General features: G+C 66.2%; 19 protein-coding genes. 15 read left to right on the top strand and 4 right to left on the bottom strand.

Annotation, left to right across the window (positions count from 1 at the left end; genetic code table 11):
- Window positions 1-25: 25 nt before the first annotated feature.
- The 3 genes from NIBR502772_RS20850 to NIBR502772_RS20840 all read left to right on the top strand — a co-directional run bounded on the left by NIBR502772_RS20850 (window position 26) and on the right by NIBR502772_RS20840 (window position 3,536).
- Window positions 26-616, top strand: coding sequence for an adenylate kinase (locus NIBR502772_RS20850; protein WP_141141629.1), 591 nt, complete (start codon window positions 26-28; stop codon window positions 614-616).
- The gene (locus tag NIBR502772_RS20845; protein ID WP_141141628.1) at window positions 613-1,485 is read left to right on the top strand and encodes an NAD(P)-dependent oxidoreductase; all 873 of its coding nucleotides are present in this window, start codon (window positions 613-615) and stop codon (window positions 1,483-1,485) included. The genes NIBR502772_RS20850 and NIBR502772_RS20845 overlap by 4 nt, the downstream gene beginning before the upstream one ends.
- Window positions 1,486-1,685: 200 nt before the next feature.
- Window positions 1,686-3,536: a S8 family serine peptidase gene (locus NIBR502772_RS20840; RefSeq protein WP_246848616.1), complete on the top strand. Its 1,851-nt coding sequence runs from the start codon at window positions 1,686-1,688 to the stop codon at window positions 3,534-3,536.
- Here the strand turns inward: NIBR502772_RS20840 and NIBR502772_RS20835 are convergent.
- Window positions 3,533-4,366 carry a FadR/GntR family transcriptional regulator gene (locus tag NIBR502772_RS20835; protein ID WP_141141627.1) on the bottom strand — a complete coding sequence of 278 codons (834 nt, stop codon included), beginning with the start codon at window positions 4,364-4,366 and terminating at the stop codon, window positions 3,533-3,535. The two genes, NIBR502772_RS20840 and NIBR502772_RS20835, sit on opposite strands and share 4 nt — an antisense overlap.
- 135 nt (window positions 4,367-4,501) lie before the next feature.
- Between NIBR502772_RS20835 and NIBR502772_RS20830 the strand changes: the two genes are divergently transcribed.
- The 7 genes from NIBR502772_RS20830 (at window position 4,502) to NIBR502772_RS20800 (ending at window position 11,716) form a co-directional block, all read left to right on the top strand.
- Window positions 4,502-5,797 carry an ABC transporter substrate-binding protein gene (locus tag NIBR502772_RS20830; RefSeq protein WP_141141626.1) on the top strand — a complete coding sequence of 432 codons (1,296 nt, stop codon included), beginning with the start codon at window positions 4,502-4,504 and terminating at the stop codon, window positions 5,795-5,797.
- 131 nt (window positions 5,798-5,928) lie between these two features.
- On the top strand, window positions 5,929-6,870 hold the full coding sequence (locus NIBR502772_RS20825) for a carbohydrate ABC transporter permease (protein ID WP_141141625.1): 942 nt from the start codon (window positions 5,929-5,931) through the stop codon (window positions 6,868-6,870).
- Window positions 6,867-7,784, top strand: a complete 918-nt coding sequence (locus tag NIBR502772_RS20820; protein ID WP_141141624.1) for a carbohydrate ABC transporter permease — start codon at window positions 6,867-6,869, stop codon at window positions 7,782-7,784. The genes NIBR502772_RS20825 and NIBR502772_RS20820 overlap by 4 nt, the downstream gene beginning before the upstream one ends.
- 7 nt (window positions 7,785-7,791) lie before the next feature.
- Window positions 7,792-8,940 carry a galactonate dehydratase gene (gene dgoD / locus NIBR502772_RS20815; protein ID WP_104060565.1) on the top strand — a complete coding sequence of 383 codons (1,149 nt, stop codon included), beginning with the start codon at window positions 7,792-7,794 and terminating at the stop codon, window positions 8,938-8,940.
- Window positions 8,941-8,945: 5 nt separating this feature from the next.
- Complete coding sequence (locus NIBR502772_RS20810; RefSeq protein ID WP_141141623.1) at window positions 8,946-9,695, top strand: bifunctional 4-hydroxy-2-oxoglutarate aldolase/2-dehydro-3-deoxy-phosphogluconate aldolase; 750 nt, start codon at window positions 8,946-8,948, stop codon at window positions 9,693-9,695.
- A complete protein-coding gene (locus tag NIBR502772_RS20805) occupies window positions 9,692-10,675 on the top strand; it encodes a sugar kinase (RefSeq protein WP_246848615.1) in 984 nt (327 codons plus the stop codon). The genes NIBR502772_RS20810 and NIBR502772_RS20805 overlap by 4 nt, the downstream gene beginning before the upstream one ends.
- Window positions 10,676-10,825: 150 nt before the next feature.
- A complete protein-coding gene (locus tag NIBR502772_RS20800; protein WP_141141622.1) occupies window positions 10,826-11,716 on the top strand; it encodes a helix-turn-helix transcriptional regulator in 891 nt (296 codons plus the stop codon).
- 278 nt (window positions 11,717-11,994) lie between these two features.
- On the opposite strand, the gene NIBR502772_RS20790 is transcribed toward NIBR502772_RS20800, so the two are convergent.
- Window positions 11,995-13,032 (bottom strand): zinc-dependent alcohol dehydrogenase family protein, encoded by a 1,038-nt coding sequence (locus NIBR502772_RS20790; protein ID WP_141141621.1) that lies wholly within the window; start codon window positions 13,030-13,032, stop codon window positions 11,995-11,997.
- Window positions 13,033-13,403: 371 nt separating this feature from the next.
- On the opposite strand from NIBR502772_RS20790, the gene NIBR502772_RS20785 reads away from it, so the two are divergent.
- A complete protein-coding gene (locus NIBR502772_RS20785; RefSeq protein ID WP_210412332.1) occupies window positions 13,404-13,886 on the top strand; it encodes an immunity 26/phosphotriesterase HocA family protein in 483 nt (160 codons plus the stop codon).
- A gap of 32 nt (window positions 13,887-13,918) precedes the next feature.
- Here NIBR502772_RS20785 and NIBR502772_RS20780 read toward each other — a convergent pair whose 3' ends face one another.
- On the bottom strand, window positions 13,919-15,028 hold the full coding sequence (locus NIBR502772_RS20780; protein WP_141141620.1) for a DNA alkylation repair protein: 1,110 nt from the start codon (window positions 15,026-15,028) through the stop codon (window positions 13,919-13,921).
- Window positions 15,029-15,159: 131 nt separating this feature from the next.
- On the opposite strand from NIBR502772_RS20780, the gene NIBR502772_RS20775 reads away from it, so the two are divergent.
- Together NIBR502772_RS20775 and NIBR502772_RS20770 are read left to right on the top strand one after the other, a co-directional pair.
- Window positions 15,160-15,939 (top strand): phosphatase PAP2 family protein, encoded by a 780-nt coding sequence (locus tag NIBR502772_RS20775; protein ID WP_246848614.1) that lies wholly within the window; start codon window positions 15,160-15,162, stop codon window positions 15,937-15,939.
- A gap of 5 nt (window positions 15,940-15,944) precedes the next feature.
- Window positions 15,945-16,271: an MmcQ/YjbR family DNA-binding protein gene (locus NIBR502772_RS20770; protein WP_141141619.1), complete on the top strand. Its 327-nt coding sequence runs from the start codon at window positions 15,945-15,947 to the stop codon at window positions 16,269-16,271.
- On the opposite strand, the gene NIBR502772_RS20765 is transcribed toward NIBR502772_RS20770, so the two are convergent.
- Window positions 16,268-16,588, bottom strand: coding sequence for a MerR family transcriptional regulator (locus tag NIBR502772_RS20765; protein WP_141141618.1), 321 nt, complete (start codon window positions 16,586-16,588; stop codon window positions 16,268-16,270). The genes NIBR502772_RS20770 and NIBR502772_RS20765 overlap by 4 nt on opposite strands.
- Before the next feature lie 139 nt (window positions 16,589-16,727).
- On the opposite strand from NIBR502772_RS20765, the gene NIBR502772_RS20760 reads away from it, so the two are divergent.
- Together NIBR502772_RS20760 and NIBR502772_RS20755 are read left to right on the top strand one after the other, a co-directional pair.
- Entirely contained in the window at window positions 16,728-17,150 is a 423-nt protein-coding gene (locus NIBR502772_RS20760; RefSeq protein ID WP_141142194.1) for an Hsp20/alpha crystallin family protein, read from the top strand.
- Window positions 17,151-17,227: 77 nt separating this feature from the next.
- Window positions 17,228-17,593 (top strand): J domain-containing protein, encoded by a 366-nt coding sequence (locus NIBR502772_RS20755; protein ID WP_141141617.1) that lies wholly within the window; start codon window positions 17,228-17,230, stop codon window positions 17,591-17,593.

Genomic DNA, 17,593 nt, shown 5'->3' with positions numbered 1-17,593 from the left:
AGGGACGCCGCGGAGGGACAGGAACATGACCAGACTGCTCATCATCGGGCCGCCGGGCTCAGGAAAAGGCACCCAAGCGGTGCAGATCGCCAAGCACTTCCGCATTCCGACCGTATCCACGGGCGAAATCTTCCGGATCAACGTCAGCGACGAGACGCCGCTGGGCGTAGAGGCCGCCAAGTATCTCGACGACGGCGCTTTTGTCCCGGACCATCTCACCAACGCCCTGGTCAAGGACCGGCTCCTCGACGCCGATCTGCAGCCCGGATTCCTGCTGGACGGATACCCCAGGACAGCTCCCCAGATCATGGAACTGGACAACATACTGGCGTCCCAGGGCCACCGCCTCGACGCCGTGGTGGAACTCCGCGCACCGGATTCCGAACTGGAGCAACGGATGCTGCGGCGGGCCAAGGAACAGGGCCGGAAGGACGACACCATCGAAGTGTTCCGGCACCGGCTGGACCTCTACCACCGCGAAACCCACGAGGTCGTGGCGGTCTACGCCGGCCGGGGCATATTGGTTTCGGTGGATGGCAGCGGTGACCCAAGTGCCATCACCACACGTGCCATTGCCGCCGTCGAAAAGTTCCTGGCCACCCGGGTGTCCCCATGAGAATTGCAGTGACCGGAGGCAGCGGAAAACTGGGACGGCATGTGGTCCGCAGGCTGACCGACGACGGCCACCAGGTGCTGAACCTGGACCGGGCGGGGGAGCGGCACCGCGGGTTGGCAATCGTGGACCTGCGCAACTATGGCCAGGTCCTTGACGTGTTCCTCGGTCTCGACGACCGGCATGACGGCTTCGACGCAATCGTCCATCTGGGAGCCATTCCGGCGCCTGGCATCATCCCGGATGCCGCCACCTTCGAGAACAACATGCTCTCGACCTACAACGTCTTCCAGGCGGCGCGGCGGGCCGGCATCAAGAAGGTGGTTTACGCCTCCAGCGAGACGGTGCTGGGACTGCCGTTCGACGTCGACCCTCCCTACATCCCGGTGGATGAGGAATACCCGGCCCGGCCCGAGAGCACGTACTCACTCGTGAAGCACCTCGAGGAGCAGATGGCGATCCAGTTGACGCGCTGGGATCCCGAGCTGAGCATTGCGGGCCTGCGGTTCTCCAACGTCATGGATCCTGAGGACTACGAACGGTTCCCGTCGTTCGATTCGGACGCCGGTGCGCGGAAGTGGAACCTCTGGGGCTACATCGACGGGCGCGACGGCGCACAGGCTGTGGCGCGTGCGCTGGAAAACGGCCAGCCCGGGTTCCAGGCATTCATCATCGCGAACGCGGACACTGTCATGACGCGTTCCAGCGCCAGCCTCGCCGCGGAGGTGTTCCCCAACGTCACCGTGACCAAGGAGTTGGGCGAACACGAGACCTTGCTGTCCATCGACAAGGCCCGGCGCCTGTTGGGCTACGAGCCTGAACACACGTGGCGGACCTACCACTCCAACAGGACCACGCCCACGGAAGACTGAATCGCGGAAGGCTGATCGGAAGGCTGATCGGAAGGGTCGGCGGAGCGGGGACGGTCCCTCAAGAATTCCGCAGGCGCCGAAGGGTTGGCGCAAGATCAGCTCAATTCCCGGCCGCGGCGCGTGGCGGGCTCCTAATCTGGTGATAGGCGGGGATTTGTTGCCGCCAGCATCGATCCAGACCGTCACACTAGGACCCCGCCATGCGCACCTTCCGTTTTGTGCTGACCGCTGCCGCCATGCTGATTTCTGTTGTGGCCCTGACCGCCTCGGGCCTGCCCGCCGCCGCCGTTGCACCGCCCCTTGCCCCGGGCGGCAAAGACGCAAGCGTCCGCTATCTGGTCCGCTTCACCGCGGAAACGGACGTCCCGGCGGAGGCGGCGCGCCTCAAGTCCCAGGGCCTCGGCGTCGGCCGCTCCTTTTCGCACGCCCTGCGTGGCGCCGTGGTCACGGCGACGCCGGCGCAAGCCGCGGCATTGTCCCATGCGGCGGGCGTCGCGTCGGTTGAAGTGGATGCGCCCATCACACTCTCCGCAACGCAGCAGCCCGCGCCATGGGGGTTGGACCGCGTGGACCAGCGGCCCCTGCCCCTTTCGGGTTCCTACACCTGGACGGCCGCCGGCGCCGGAGTCAACGCGTACGTGGTGGACACCGGCGTGCTGGCGTCGCACTCAGAGTTTGCCGGCCGCGTGGCAGCAGGCTGGACAGCAGTAGCCGATGGCCGCGGATCCGGCGACTGCAACGGCCACGGCACCCATGTGGCCGGATCGGTGGCCGGAACCACGTACGGCGTGGCCAAGGCCGCGACGATCGTCCCCGTCCGGGTGCTGGACTGCTCCGGCTCCGGCTTCAACTCCGACGTCGTTGCCGGCCTGGACTGGATCGCCGCCAACCACTCCGCGGGAACCCCCGCCGTGGTGAACATGAGCCTGGGCGGAGTGGCCAGCGCGGCCGTGGATTCGGCGCTCCAAGGTGTCATTAACGACGGCGTTACTGCAGTGGTTGCCGCCGGCAACTCTGCCGCGGACGCCTGCGGGAGCTCGCCGGCGCGGCTCCCCGCAGCGGTCACGGTGGCAGCCAGCGATTCCGCCGACCGTCAGGCCTCCTTCTCCAACTTCGGTTCCTGCGTGGATCTGTATGCACCCGGCGTCGGTATTGTCTCCGCTTCGTACAGCTCGGCCACCGCAACCGCTTCCATGTCCGGCACATCCATGGCAGCGCCCCACACGGCCGGCGCCGCGGCCGTGTTGCTGTCCCAGAACCCGGCGCTCACGCCCGCCCAGGTCGCTGCGTCGTTGGCCTCGAACGCCACTGCCGGCGCCATCACGGGCATCGGCACCGGAACGCCGAACCGCCTGCTGTACGCCGCCGCACCGGCACCGGCACCTGCGCCCGCACCGGCTCCTGTGGCGCCTGCCCCCACAGTTACGGCCAAATCACCCGCAGCACAGTCGACGGCGGTGCCCGTGGCCAGCAACGTGACGGCCACGTTCAGCAAGGCCGTCCAGGGTGTTGGTGCCGGAACGTTTGTGCTCCGGAACGCCGCCGGCACCGCCATCCCGGCAACGGTCAGCTACAACGCCACAACCAAAACGGCCACCCTCGATCCCTCCGCCAACCTGGCCGCGGATGCCACCTTCACGGCGACGCTGGTGGGCGGCGCCACCGCCATCCGCGACACCGCAGGCACGCCCTTGGCCGGCACGAGCTGGACGTTCACCACCGGCCCGGCGCCCACGGTCACAGGGTTCACGCCGGGCAGCAACTCCCAACTCGTCAGGCGGAACAACAACCTTTCGGTGACCTTCAGTGAGCCGGTCCAGGGCGTCAGCGCCGCCACGTTCACGGTGAAGAACGCCGCCACCGGGGCCGTGGTCACGGCCGTCGTCTTCCGCAACGGCACCACCAATCAGTGGATCCTGGACCCGCAGAACACCTTGGCAGCCAAGACGAAATACACGGTGACTGTAACCGGCGGCGGGACGTCCATCCGCGACCTCGCAGGGAATCAGTTGGCCACGAAGACGTGGCAGTTCACCACGGGTTCGTTCTAGCTGTCGGTGGTGGAAAGGGAGGCCGACGGCGGCAATTGGGGGGCGCCGTCGGCCTCTGTTGTGTGCTGCGGGGTTGTGTGCTGAGGGGAAGCATCCGGCGACTCGCCCTGGTTGTGCTCGGACCAGATATAGCCCACTTCCTCAGCGAACTGTTCCACGATCCTGCTCATGGCGGCATGGGCGGCGCCGGCCTCACCGCGCTGGATGGCGCTGGCCACGTCAACGTGCAGCTGCAGTGCTTCGTGGTGGGGCAGGTGTGGCATCAGGCCGTGCTCCGTCCGGCCGGTGAGGACCTCTGTCACAAGTGACTGGAACTGCGCAAACATGGCGTTGCCTGATGCGTTGAGGACGGCGGCATGGAACTCCACGTCCAGCAGGAGGAATTCCTCCTGCGCCCCGCGCTGGCCCGCGGCCCACAACCGCGCAGCCAGTGAGACAAGATCGCTGCCGGCATCCCAGGACGCCCGTTCGGCTGCGAGCCGGGCAGCTTGTGGTTCGATCGCGCCACGGAGTTCGTTGAGGGCCTGAAGCTGCTCCAGACGCCGGGACGAGGCCAGCCGCCACCGGATCACCTGGGGATCGTAAAGGTTCCAGGCCTCTTCGGGCTGCACCACGGTGCCGAACCGCCTGCGGGATGCCAGCATGCCTTTGGATGACAGAACGCGGGCGGCTTCCCGGACCACGGAGCGGGAGACCTTGTGCTGCGCCTCCAGCTCGTCCAGCCGCACTACCGAATTCGGCGCGAGGGACCCCTCCGCAATGGCGAGTCCCAGGCTCTGGACCAACGCAGTATGCCGGTCGGTAGGGGACTCCGCCTTTGGGGTTTTCATAGATAAATCATACTGGTTGCCAAAAGGGGTTGTTTAAGTCTGCCTTATTTACCTATGCTCTCTTCCAGAGCAGATGTAAAGATGCATTTGTAGATGGCTGGACAGTGACGTCAGCCTGGAAGCAAGGGAGTCGTCATGAAGCGACGTTCAGTAATGAAGTACGCGGCAGTCGCCGCGGCACTTTCCATGGGGCTCACCGCCTGCGGCGGAGGCAGCGGCAGCAGCGACGCCAAGGAATCCGGCATCGTCCGGGTAACTCTCGCAAACCACGTCTGGACCGAAGGCATCAAGGCCGCCATCCCGGAATTCGAGAAATCCTCGGGGCTCAAGGTGGAACTGACCCAGCTGGGCGAAGACCAGCTGTCGGACCAGTACAACGTCAAGCTCAACGCAGGCAGCGACGAGATCGACGTGATGATGTACCGCCCGCTCCAGGAAGGCAAGGCGTTCGCGAAGAACGGCTACCTCGCGGACCTGACCAGCAAGGTCTCCTCGGATTCCGGCTGGGACTGGAAGGACTACCAGGAGGGACCGGTCAAGGCCACCACCGCGGACGGCAAGGTTGTGGGCGTCCCCATCATCACCGAGCGCGAAGTCCTCTACTACCGCAAGGACCTGCTCAAGGCCGCCGGCCTTGAGGTCCCCAAGACCATGGAGGAGCTTGAGGCGGCCGCCAAGGCCATCAAGGAAGCCAACGCGGACACGGCCGGCTTTGTGGCCCGCACCGGCAAGTCCGCCGCCGTCACCCAGTTCTCCAGCTTCCTGTACAGCTTCGGCGGCGACTTCACCGACTCCAGCGGCAAGTCCACCGTCAACTCGGACGCTGCCAAAGAGGCCTACGCGTACTACGGCGGCCTGATCAGGAACTACGGCCCCGCCAACGTCAGCACGGATATGAGCTGGCCCGAGGCGATGGCAATCTTCACACAGGGCAAGGCCGCCTTCTACACCGAGGCGGACTCGCTCTACAAGAACGCCACCGATCCGGCCAAGTCCAAGGTGGCCGAGACAGTCGGGTTCGCCGCCCTGCCCGCCGGTCCCGCCGGTTCCAAGCCGTACAACATCCCGTCCTGGGGCCTGGCAGTGAACGAGGCCTCGGGCAACCAGGACAACGGCTGGAAGTTCATCCAGTGGGCCACCAGCAAGGAACGCACCCTGGCCGCGCAGAAGGCCGGCGTCCCCGGACCCCGAGCCTCCGTCTGGGCTGACTCCGCGGGAACCTCCACGTACCCGAAGGACCTGGCCGAAGCCATTGCCGCCAGCGCCAAAAACGGTGTGGGCCACGACCGTCCCGAGGTAGTCACCGTAGGCAAGGCCCGCGAAATCGTGGGCGAGCCGATCGTTGCCAGCATCACCGGCGCCGACGCGTCCGCCGCAGCAGACTCGGCCCACGTGGCCTTCCAGAAGTTCCTGGACAGCGAAAAGAAGTAACGCACGCGGTGCACGGGGCCTCAGCCAATGAGGCCCGGTGCACGCAACAGCCCCGGCGGGACGGCAGTGACGCTGCCGTCCCGCCCCGGCCATTCTTCACCCCCCGACTCCTTAGGTGAACCATGTCTGTAATGACTCCTCCCCGCAGCGCAGCCCGGAACGCAGGCCGTGCTCCCGGTGCCCGCGAAAAATTCTCTGACTGGGCCAACCGGCACCGCAAATGGCTCTTCGCAGCCCCGGCGATGGCCTTCGTCGGCGTCCTGATCATCTTCCCGCTGGCTTGGACGCTGTACCTGAGCCTCACCGATTCGCAGGGCTCCGTCCGCGCAGCCACCGAATTCATCGGCCTGGAAAACTACCTGACGGTCCTGTCCGACGTCGAACGCTTCTGGCCCGCTGTGGGCCGCACCCTCACCTTCACCGGCATTGCCTTGGTCTGCGAAGTGGCGCTCGGCATGGGCATCGCCCTGCTGCTCTGGCGGCCCTTCCGCGGCGAAAAGTGGGTCCGCGTGGCCATCCTGCTGCCGCTCGTGGCAACCCCGGTGGCCGTCGGCATGATGTGGCGGCTGATCTTCGACCCCAACATCGGGTTCGCGAACCAGCTGCTCGCCGCTGTGGGCATCCCCGCCCAGCCCTGGCTCTCCGGCCAGGACACCGCGCTCGGCACCACCATCTTCATGGACGTGTGGCAGTGGACCCCCATGGTGGTCCTGATCCTGCTCGCCGGCCTGACCTCCCTTTCCGAGGAGCCCGACGAGGCGGCACGCATGGACGGAGCCAACGCGTTCCAGCGCTTTTTCTTCATCACGCTGCCCCTGATGATGCCCACGGTGATTGTGGCCATCCTGCTCCGGGGCATCGACGCCCTGAAGACCTTCGACATCCTGTACGCCACCAAGGGCAAGGGCGGCGGGTCCTTCCACGAAGTGGAGACCCTGAACGTCTACGCCTACGGGCTGAGCTTCGACTACAACCAGTACGGGCTGTCCTCCGCGGTGCTGATCCTGTTCTTCATGATCATCATCGGCTCCATGTGGCTGCTGACCATGCGCAAGAAAGCGGTAAGCAAATGACCGTTCTGTCAGAAAACACAGAAAACACCAAAGCCCAAGCGTCCGCCGGGCAGCCCCGGCAGCCCCGGCAGCCCCGGCCGGTCCGCCGGCCGAAGAAGCCCCTCGGCACCCGCGCCTACAAGGTCTTCCGCGTCGCGGCCCTGATCGCCGTGGTGCTGTTCCTGGTGGCACCGCTGTTCTGGATGCTGCTGGCCTCGCTGAAGACCAACGTTGACATCTACGACACCGCCAAATCGTTCATCTTCAGCCCCACGTTCGAGAACTACGCAAACGTGCTGCAGCGCAACAACTACTTCGTTTTCATCTTCAACAGCTTCTGGGTGGCCTTTGTCTCCACGGCCCTGTCGCTGGTGCTGGGCGTCCCGGCCGCGTACGCCATGAGCCGGTTCACCATGCACCGCTCGGCCCTGGTGGTCCTGATGGCCCGCGTCATCCCGGGCGTCTCGTTGCTGGTGCCCTGGTACTACGTGTTCTCCAACCTGAAAATGGTGGGCGGGTTCGAGGTGCTGATCCTCAGCCACATGTTCGTTGCCCTGCCGCTGATCGTCTACATCATGATGAGCTACTTCGATTCGCTCCCGCTGGAACTGGAGGAATCGGCGCAGGTGGACGGACTCACCCCCATCGGCGCGTTCCAGCGCATCACCCTGCCGCTGTCCGTGGCCGGCATGGCCACTGCCGGCATCCTGTCCTTCATCTTCTCGTGGAACAACTTCATGTTCGCCCTGGTGCTCTCCGGGTCCAAGACCAAGACGCTGCCGGTGGCGATCTTCGACTTCGTCTCCTACGCGAGCATCGACTGGGGCGGACTCATGGCGGCCGCCACCGTGGTGACCATCCCCATCATGATCATTGCGCTCTTCACGCAGAAGTACATCGTCTCCGGCATGACCGCCGGAGCTACTAAGGGCTAGGTCCGGCATGACACTCATCAGCAGAATTGAAACCTTCCTCGTCGCGCCGCGGTGGCTGTTTGTTCGGATCGAGACCGAGAGCGGGATTGTCGGCTGGGGCGAGGCAACCTGCGAGGGGCGCAGCGAAACGGTCCGCACCGCCGTCGGGCAGCTCTCGGAGCTGCTGATCGGCAACGACGCCCTCCGGATCGAGGACCACTGGCAGGTCATGACCAAAGGTTCCTTCTACCGCGGCGGACCCATCCTGGCCAGCGCCGTCTCGGGACTGGACCAGGCACTGTGGGACATCGCGGGCAAGCACTTCAACACCCCCGTGCACCAGCTCCTGGGCGGCCACGTCCGCGACAGGATCCGGATGTACGGCTGGGTGGGCGGGGATGAGCCGAACGAGGTGGCGGACCAGATCAGCGCCCAGCTGGAAGTGGGCCTGACCGCCGTCAAGATGAATGCCAGCGGCCGGATGAGCCCCGTCGCCTCGGTGGCCGAGATCGACGGCGTCGTCCGCCGTGTTGCCGCGGCCCGCGAGGTGCTGGGGGACCACCGTGACGTCGCGGTTGACTTCCACGGCCGCTTCAGCCTCGCCAACGCCCGCCGGGTGGCGCCGCTGCTGGAACCGTACCGGCCGTTCTTCCTCGAGGAACCCGTCGTCCCGGAAAACACGCACCTGCTGCGCGAATTCACCTCGTCAACCACGACGCCGGTTTCCACCGGTGAGCGGCTCTACAGCCGGCAGGAATTCCTGCCCGCCCTGCAGGCCGGCATCGCCGTGGCCCAGCCGGACCTTTCGCACGCCGGCGGCATCACCGAGGTCCGCAAGATCGCCTCGTTGGCGGAGATCTACGACGTCCAGCTGGCCCCGCACTGCCCGCTGGGGCCGCTGGCCCTGGCGGCGTGCTTGCAGGTGGGCTTCGCGACGCCCAACTTCCTGATCCAGGAACAGAGCATCGGCATCCACTACAACAAAGGCGCCGAAGTCCTGGACTACGTGGTGGACAAGTCCCCGCTGAAGTTCGTGGACGGCCACATTGAACGGCTGACCGGTCCCGGCCTCGGCATTGAAATCGACGAGGCCGTGGTCCGCGCGGCGGACAAGCGCGGCCATGCCTGGCGCGGGCCGGTCTGGCGCCACTCGGACGGATCCTTTGCAGAATGGTAAACAACATGACTGACAGCACTGACGTTTCTGACAGCACGAACATCACGAACAGCACGAACATCACGCCCGAAAGCCTGCTGGCCGGAATCCGGGAGTCGCGGCTCGTGGGAATCGTGCGCGGCACCGACGGCAAGGCCGCGGCGCAGGCCGCCCTCGCCGCGATGGCGGAAGGGTTCACGTTCGTCGAGATCGCCCTGACCACGCCGGGGGCGCTGGATGCCATCCGCGAGGTCCGTGCCGCCGCACCGGCGGGCTGCTACGTCGGCGGCGGAACCGTCCTGACGGTTCAGGACGTGGACAACGTCGCCGAGGCCGGCGGCCAGTTCATGGTCACGCCGTCCCTGGCCGCATCCATCCAGGAATCGGCGCGGCGGGGAATCCCGGTGCTGGCCGGTGCCCTGACGCCCAGCGAGGCGTACGAAGCGATGAACCGCGGGGCCACAGCCATCAAGCTGTTCCCCGCCTCCATCGGCGGCCCCGGCTACCTCAAGGCGCTGCGCGATCCCTTCCCCGGGATCCCGTTCATCGCCGTCGGCGGCGTGGGCATTGACGAAGCGGCGGGCTACTGGGAAGCCGGCGCGATCGCCGTCGGACTTGGCGGACCGCTGTTCGGCGATGCCGGCTCCGGCGGTGACCTGGCCCCGATGCGCGGGCGTGCCCGCGCGTTTGTGGACCTGGCGGACTCCTTTGCCCGCCGGACGGCCGCGGCGACCGTAGCGACCGCCGCAGCAACCGCCGCCGCGGGCGTGCGGTGAGCGCCGCCGTCGACCTCCTGACGTTCGGCGAATCCATGGTGTCGCTGCGGGCCGCCGGGCCGCTGTCCGCCGGCGGCAGCCTGGCCATGCACGTGGCCGGCGCCGAATCGAACGTCGCCGTGGGGGTTGCGCGGCTGGGACACACAGTCGCGTGGGCCGGTGCAGTCGGCGCCGATCCGCACGGCGAATTCATCCTGCGGCAGCTCCGCTCCGAGGGTATCGGGACGCAGTGCCGGGTGGATCCGTCCCGCAGCACGGGCGTGATGTTCCTCGAGCAGCGGACCGCGGACGTCACCCGGGCCTTCTACTACCGCGCGGGTTCGGCCGGTTCCACCGTCAGCCGGGACGACGTGGACAGTGCCCTCGGTGCCGGCCCGCGCGTGCTGCACCTGACCGGAATCACCCCCGCGCTCAGCCCGGAAGCCCGGAAGGCGTTTGAATACGCTGCCGAGCGCGCCGCAGCCGACGGTGTGGTGGTCTCCCTCGACGTCAATTACCGCGGCCGGCTCTGGTCCCGGGACGAGGCCCGCGCCGTGCTGGGCCCCATCGCCCGGCACGCCGACATCCTGATAGCGTCCGACTACGAACTGGACCTCGTGGCGTCCGCCGCCTTGAGCGGCTCCGATTCCATGGGGTACGACGACGCCGAAACTGCGCTCGCTGCCTCGTTGCTGGAGCAGGGGGTTGGGGAAGTCGTGGTCAAGCGGGGAGCAGCCGGCGCCGGGGTCCATACCGACGCCGGACGGTTCGAGGCTCCCGCCGTGGCGGTGACAAGCATCGATACCGTGGGCGCGGGGGACGCCTTCACGGCCGGCTACCTCTCTGCCCTGCTCGACGGCGAGGACGTTGCCGGCCGCCTGCAGCGCGGCGCCGTTATGGGGGCTTTCGCCGTCAGCACGGCTGGCGACTGGGAGGGCCTGCCCAGCCGGGCCGAGCTCGCCATGCTGGGCGCCACCGCCAGCGGAACCACCCAGCGGTAGCGGCGGTGGTTGAGACTGCTCCCGGTGGTTGAGCCTTGTCGAAACCCGGCGTCTGGGCTTGCATTCCCTGTGCTTCCATTCCTTGGGCGCCGGGCAGGCAGGTACTGACAGTGCCTGCCGCCCGGGACCGCGGGCGCTTACCGTAGGGGTATGGGAGACGTGCGCGCGGACATCAAGGAGTTTCTAAGTTCCAGGCGGGCACGGATTTCGCCCGAGGAAGCCGGGTTGCCTGCGTACGGCGGGAACCGGCGGGTCGCCGGCCTGAGGCGTGAGGAAGTGGCGATGCTGGCCGGTGTGTCCGTGGACTACTACGTGCGCCTGGAACGCGGCAACCTCGCCGGGGCGTCCGAAAGCGTGCTGGATGCCCTCGCACGGACGCTGAAGCTGGACGAAGCCGAGCGGGAGCATCTTTTTGACCTCGCCCGCGCCGCCGGGCCGGCGCGCAGGAGCCGGAGCAAGCCGTCCGGTACTGTCCGCCCTGAAGTCCAGCAGGTCCTCGATGCAATGGCTGACGCGCCGGCGTGGGTCCGCAACGGCCGCCATGACATCCTGGCTGCAAACCGGATGGGGCGGGCACTTTACGCACCTGTGTTCAAAAGCGCGCACCGGCCCGTGAACACCACCCGGTTTACGTACCTTGACCCGGCGGCCCGGGAGTTCTGGCGAGATTATGATCAGATCGCCAACGATGCCGCGGCGATGCTCCGGCTTGAAGCAGGCCGCCACCCGCACGACCCCGACCTGATCCGGCTCGTTGGCGAGCTGTCGACGCAGAGCGAGCTGTTCAGGGACCGGTGGGCTTCCCGGGACGTGGTCTTCCACCGCAGCGGGCTTAAGCGGCTGCACCACCCGGTGGTGGGTGACCTGGATTTGAACTACCAGTCCATGGAGCTGCCCAGCGAGCCGGGCCTGGTGCTGAACGTGTACACCGCCCCCGCCGGTTCCCCGACGGCTGACGCCTTGCAGCTCTTGGCCTCCTGGGCTGCCACGCACGACGAGGCCTCTGCCGAACCGGCACCAACTGCAAAACACCCGTGGTAACGCCGCCTGCGGCCCAACTGCGGGTGCCCTGCCGTCTTCCTACTTCGTCGAGGGGTATTCGTCGGCTGTGAGCTTGCTGCCCCAGACCGTTTCGGGATCCGCGCTGTCCTCGGGCGCTTCCCACAGGGCGAGATGGCGTCACTGCCGAGAACCAGCAGGGACGGCGGGTTCGCACTTTCGGCGACCGCCAGGATGGCTTCCGCCGCCTTGGCCGGGTCGCCCGGCTGCGTGCCGTGCATGGTGACGTTAATCCCGTGCGTTTCCTCTCGAGAGTGGCGCTACGGACGGACCAGGACCTTCAGGGCTTCGCGGGAATCCATGGCGCGGTAGCCGTCGGGGACCTCGTTCAGGCTGATGGTGCGGTCGAAGACCTTGCCGGGGTTTACGGTGCCGTCAAGGACGCCGGGCAGCAGCGTCTCGATGTAGGCGCGCACGGGAGCCGGGCCGCCGGTGAGCGTGATGTTCGGGCCGAACATGGAGCCGAAACCGATCGGAGCGTCCTCGTACTGGGGCACCCCCACGCGGCTGATGACGCCGCCCGGGCGGATCACGCCGAGGGCCTGGTCGTACGCCGGCCGGTGCCCCACGCACTCAAGGACGGTGTGCGTTCCGTCGCCGCCGCTGAGTTCGCGCACCTTCTCAATGCCGGCCTCACCGCGCTCGGCGACGACGTCGGTGGCACCGTATTCGATGCCCAGGTCGGTGCGGGCCTTGTGCCGGCCCATCAGGATGATCTGCTCGGCACCGAGCTGCTTGGCGGACAGCACCGCCATCAGCCCGACGGCGCCGTCACCGATGACCGTGACAGTGGTCCGGGCGTTGACGCCTGCCTTGATGGCGGCGTGGTAGCCGGTGCCGTAGACGTCGGAGAGGGTCAGCAGCGACGGCAGCAGCTCGCTGTCCTCACCCACAGGGGCCTTGACCAGGGTGCCGTCGGCGAACGGGACACGGACGGCCTCGGCCTGGGCGCCGCCGATTCCGTTCGAGGCCCAGAATCCGCCGTGGCGGCAGGAGGTCTGCAGGCCTTCACGGCAGAAGACGCAGGTACCGTCGGACCAGGCGAACGGGGCGATGACGAAGTCCCCCTTCTTCAGGGTGGACACGTCCTTGCCTGTTTCCTCCACGACGCCGATGAACTCGTGGCCCATGGGGCTGCCCTGCCTGGACGAGGGCATGCCGTGGTAGGGGTGCAGGTCGGAGCCGCAGATACAGGAATTGACGATCCGCACGATCGCGTCGGTCGGATTCTGGATGACGGGATCGGGCACGTTCTCCACGCGCACGTCACCGGCGCCATACATGATGGTTGCTCGCATTTTCGTTTCCTCATCACTTCGTCAGGGGCCGGAGCCCGGGTGTTCCTTCACTAGCCAACCGCACATTCCGCCTGTGTGGGAGTGGCTGTTGATACAGGTACCCGCAGTGCCTCCCAGTTGTGTTGTGGCGTTTCACAGGCAGCTGTTTTCCGGCAAGGGTTCCTGTGCGGGTGCAGTTTTGGGGGCGGCGCTCCTCCCGCTGGGCCCAGTCGGAAAGATCGGAAGACTCGCTACTGCAGCCAAGACGCAAGCCTATGTAGGCGTGCGCGGCGTAAACCGGTTTACACCGGGATTACGAAGACTTGGGACGTCGCGGTGCTCAACATGGCGGTCGCTTTGACCAGCTCGGGGCTAAGGCAGTATGGGTACTGATGAGCGAAACAAATATACGGATTCTCAAGCCCAGTCGTAAAAAGCCGGCTTCCGGTGACATCTTTGCGTTACAGCTGCCAGACGAGCAGTACGTGTTTGGCAGGGTTATTTCCGCGGATCTTCCTGCGGATAAGGCACCCATGCCCGGCTCATATCCCATCTACATTTACGATCACGTTTCATCTGCGAAAAGTCCCGCATTAGACCAGCTAAGACCGGACTTTCTACTCCTCCCGCCCATATTCATAAACCGCATACCCTGGACCAAAGGCTACTTCGAAACCGTCGGCACCCAGCCCCTGTCGGACGAAGATCTATTGGCCCAGCACTGTTTCCGTCGATGGACCGGAGAGTATAGGGATGAACAGGGTCACCCTATTCCTGCACCAGTGGAGCCCTGCGGGGACTGGGCTCTTTCCAGCTATCGCTGGCTGGATGACCACATCAGTGACCAGTTGGGATTTCCGCGCCTACCCGAATGAGCGTTATCGCCCAAGCTGCAGTGCCTCCCACCTCAGACGTGCAGCTCAAACTCCGTGTGCCCGTGCCGGATCCCGTTGATCTGCAGCTCCAGGGCGTGGACCCCGGGGTGGTGCACCCGGGTGGTCATCTGCCGGAAGGCATGACGCTTCGACAGTGTGCGGGTCTCACCGGCGGCGAGGGTGAGCGCCGCGATCTTGAAGACCTTGGCCGATTGCGTGCCGTTGGCTTTGACGTAATGGACCACGTAGTCCACCGCGAGCCGCGCATCGTACTTCCCGGTGTTGGCGATCGCGAAGTCGAAAGCCAGTTCACCCGGTAAGGCCACCGAGTTCCGGTCCAGCCGGGGCCCCGAGACAGCCACCGACGCCGGCGTGAACCCCTGCAGCGCGAGTGCACCGGGGTGGGCCTTCTTGATCAGGGTCCGCAGGCCATGCCTGACCACCCATGCGGTGTTGGCGTCCGGGGCGGCCAGCCAGCGAGCCGCCGTTGCCACCACCAGAGCGGGCGCGTGCCGCGCCACGTCGTTGAGGTGGTTCGCCACCGAGCGCCGCACGTACTCCGAAGGGTCCCGGTACAGGGCGTCCAGAACCGGGAGGGACGCCTCCGGATGAAGGACGACGGCGGGTACCCGTACCGCCCAGGGGAGGTATGGCCGGGTCCCCTCGCTGGCCAGCCGCCGGACATGCTCGTCCGGATGCCCCGTCCAGCCCTGGATGATCTCGAGGGAACGCTCCAGGTCCGCGGCCAGCAGCCGGCGGACGGCGAACTCGCCGGTGAGCCTCGGGGTCAGTTCGGCCAGGAGGGCCAGGCAGTCGTCAAAGTCAGGTGCGGCGCCAGATTCGAGGGCAAGCGTGACGGCCGTTTCGGATACCGGCCAGAGGATCCAACCTGTGAAACCGGCGCCGGAAAGGGCGCTCCGGAAGATGTGCGCCGCCGTCGGATATCCCGGATCCGGAAGCTGCCGCACGTCTGCCAGCAGAGCGCTGCTCACCGCATCCGTCCGGCCGCGAAGGCTCAACTCGTCCAACTGTGCGGCGGCAGCAGCGACGTGCGGCCAGTCCAATCCCGGAGCGGCCTCAGCCAGAATCCGGCCCAGTGTTTCCACGCCCTGCCGGTTGATCAGCTCATTCATCACACCCATTCAGTCAGGCTACCCCGGCAGGCTGACATGCCCGGCGGCAGGGCAAACCATGTGCAGAGAAGGGCCAACATCGCCCAGAAGAGATAATCTTCACCCTAAGCACTCCTCAACGGCGCACGGACGGAAACAAAGTGGCAGAACAGGCAGGCAAGACCAGTCTTTGGCGGACCTTCCATAACAAGTTCGTGGTGGAGGAACGCTTTATGGAACCGGCCGCGCGGACGGCTCTGTACCGGACGGCTGTGGTGCTCATCGGCGTCGGCGCGCTGCTGTTCATCGCCACCCTCGTGGGCGTTCTGCAGAGCAACACCGGCCCTTGGGGTCCCGACGAGTCCATCCGCGACTGGCTGCTCTCGCTCCGGTCCGACACCCTCACGGCCGTGATGATCTTCCTCGCGGTGATCTTTGGCCCTGTTGCCCTGCCCATCATCGTGCTGGTGGTGACGGTGGTCTGGGGGTTCATGGCCAAGCACGCGTGGCGGCCCATTGTGCTCGCCACCGCGATGCTCACCGGCGTCGTGACATCGCAGATCATCCTGGCGATCGTCCAGCGCTCGCGGCCGCCGGTGGAACTGATGCTGTTCGGCGCAGACTACACCTACTCATTTCCGTCCGGCCATGTGCTGGGTGCCTGTGACTTCCTGCTGGTGACCACCTTCCTGGTGTTCTCGCGGCGGAAAAACCCAAGGTCGGCCGTCATCGGCTTCATTGGTGCGGGCATCGGCGTCGTCCTGGCCGCGCTGAGCCGCCTGTACCTCGGCTACCACTGGCTCAGCGACGCCATGGCCTCAGTATCCCTCTCGCTGCTGATCCTCGGTGCGGTCATCGCCCTGGATACGTGGCGGACCGCCCGGATCCCTGGCGAACGGATCACGGGCGAACTCTCCAAAGCGGACGCGCCGGCGGATTAGCCGCGATGGCAACCGAGTCGGATGTCCGCAGCATGTGCCTCGCCCTGCCCGGTGTCACCGAACGCAGCAGTTGGGACCAGCCGGCGTGGTTCGCGAAGACCCTGATGGCGCGCATGTGGGAGGACGGCGTGCTGACGGTGAAGACCAGCGAGCGGGAGGCCTTGGCGGGCACGGAGCCCGACACGTATTTCTGGACCCCGCACCATGAGCGTTCGCCGCAGCTCGTGCTGGTCCGGCTGGCCCGCATCGGAACTGAGGAACTCGGAGAACTGCTGGAGGAGTCCTACCGGCTGGCAGGCGGCCGGGGATCCGCACCAGCTGAGGGACGCTAGAGCCCGCGGAGTGACCGCGCACGCTTGAGGGCACGGTGCAGCCTGGCGTTGGCGGCCTCAAGTTCCAGGACTTTTGCGATGCCGGCCAGGTTCAGTCCTTGCTCCAGCAGTTCCCCGATGTGCAGGAGTACGGTGATATCGGCATCGCTGTACTGGCGGGTGCCACCGGAGGTTCGGGCGGGCGTGAGCAGACCCCGTGTCTCGTAAAGCCGGATGTTCTGCTGGCCTGTGCCTGTTAGCTGGGCCGCCACGGAGATGGCATAAAGTGCCCGTCCTGCCGTGGGCGGCGGTTCACGCCCTGAAGTGGACCCTGTCATGTCTGCCTCAAATTTCCTCCAAAGTGCCTTGCTTCAGTTTCCCACGAGTGCTATAAAAAATCTATATCCACCACCATAGATGTACGGGTGGTGGGTATGCGATCAAGTCAACAACTTCATGCTGAAGGAGTGGGAAATGATGTTAATGCGTACGGACCCGTTCCGTGAGCTGGACCGGCTCACCCAACAGGTCTTCGGGACCGTTGCCCGGCCGGCCGCGATGCCCATGGATGCCTGGCAGGAGAACGGCGAGTTCGTGGTCGCTTTCGACCTCCCTGGCGTCAAGGTGGACTCCGTGGACCTGAACGTCGAGCGCAATGTCCTGACGGTCCGGGCGGAGCGCCTTGATCCGACCCAGCCCAATGTTGAACTGGTGGCCTCTGAACGCCCCCGCGGCGTTTTCAGCCGCCAACTGATCCTGGGCGACACCCTGGACACTGACCACATCAAGGCCAGCTACGACCAGGGCGTCCTGACACTACGGATCCCGGTGACGGAGCAGGCCAAGCCGCGCAAGATCGAAATCGAGACAAAGAGCCAGATGCACGAAATCGGAGGCTAACAGTTACCCGGGGCGCCGGCAGTCCGCTGCCCGCGCCCCGGGGCCGTGCCCACGAGAATTTCTTCCGGGACGCCGCCATGACCAGCCAGCCGGACTACTACGATGTGCTGCGCGTGAAGCCTGCTGCCAGCCAGCAGGAGATCTCCCGCGCCTACCGGGTGCTGATGCGCACCCATCATCCGGATCTCGACGGCGGTGCAACAGACGGCGCCAAAGCTGGTGGCGACCCAACCCGTGCCGAGCTGCTGCGGATCATGCAGGCCTTCGCTGTCCTGCGGGATCCGGCGCGGCGGGCAGCCTACGACAGGAGCCGGACCGGCAACAGCATGCAGGGCGCCGATCCGATCGAGATCCCCGTCCGAAAGGTCGGTCGCCGGGACGTGCCAGCTGGCGGCACCATCAGAATCACGCCCGTGCGCTGGGAAAGCGGACCTTGGGCGTAG

Source organism: Pseudarthrobacter sp. NIBRBAC000502772 (genome assembly GCF_006517235.1).
Taxonomy (GTDB): Bacteria; Actinomycetota; Actinomycetes; order Actinomycetales; family Micrococcaceae; genus Arthrobacter.
The sequence above is the reverse complement of the archived record's forward strand: the minus strand, read 5'-3'. Positions and strand labels throughout refer to the sequence as shown.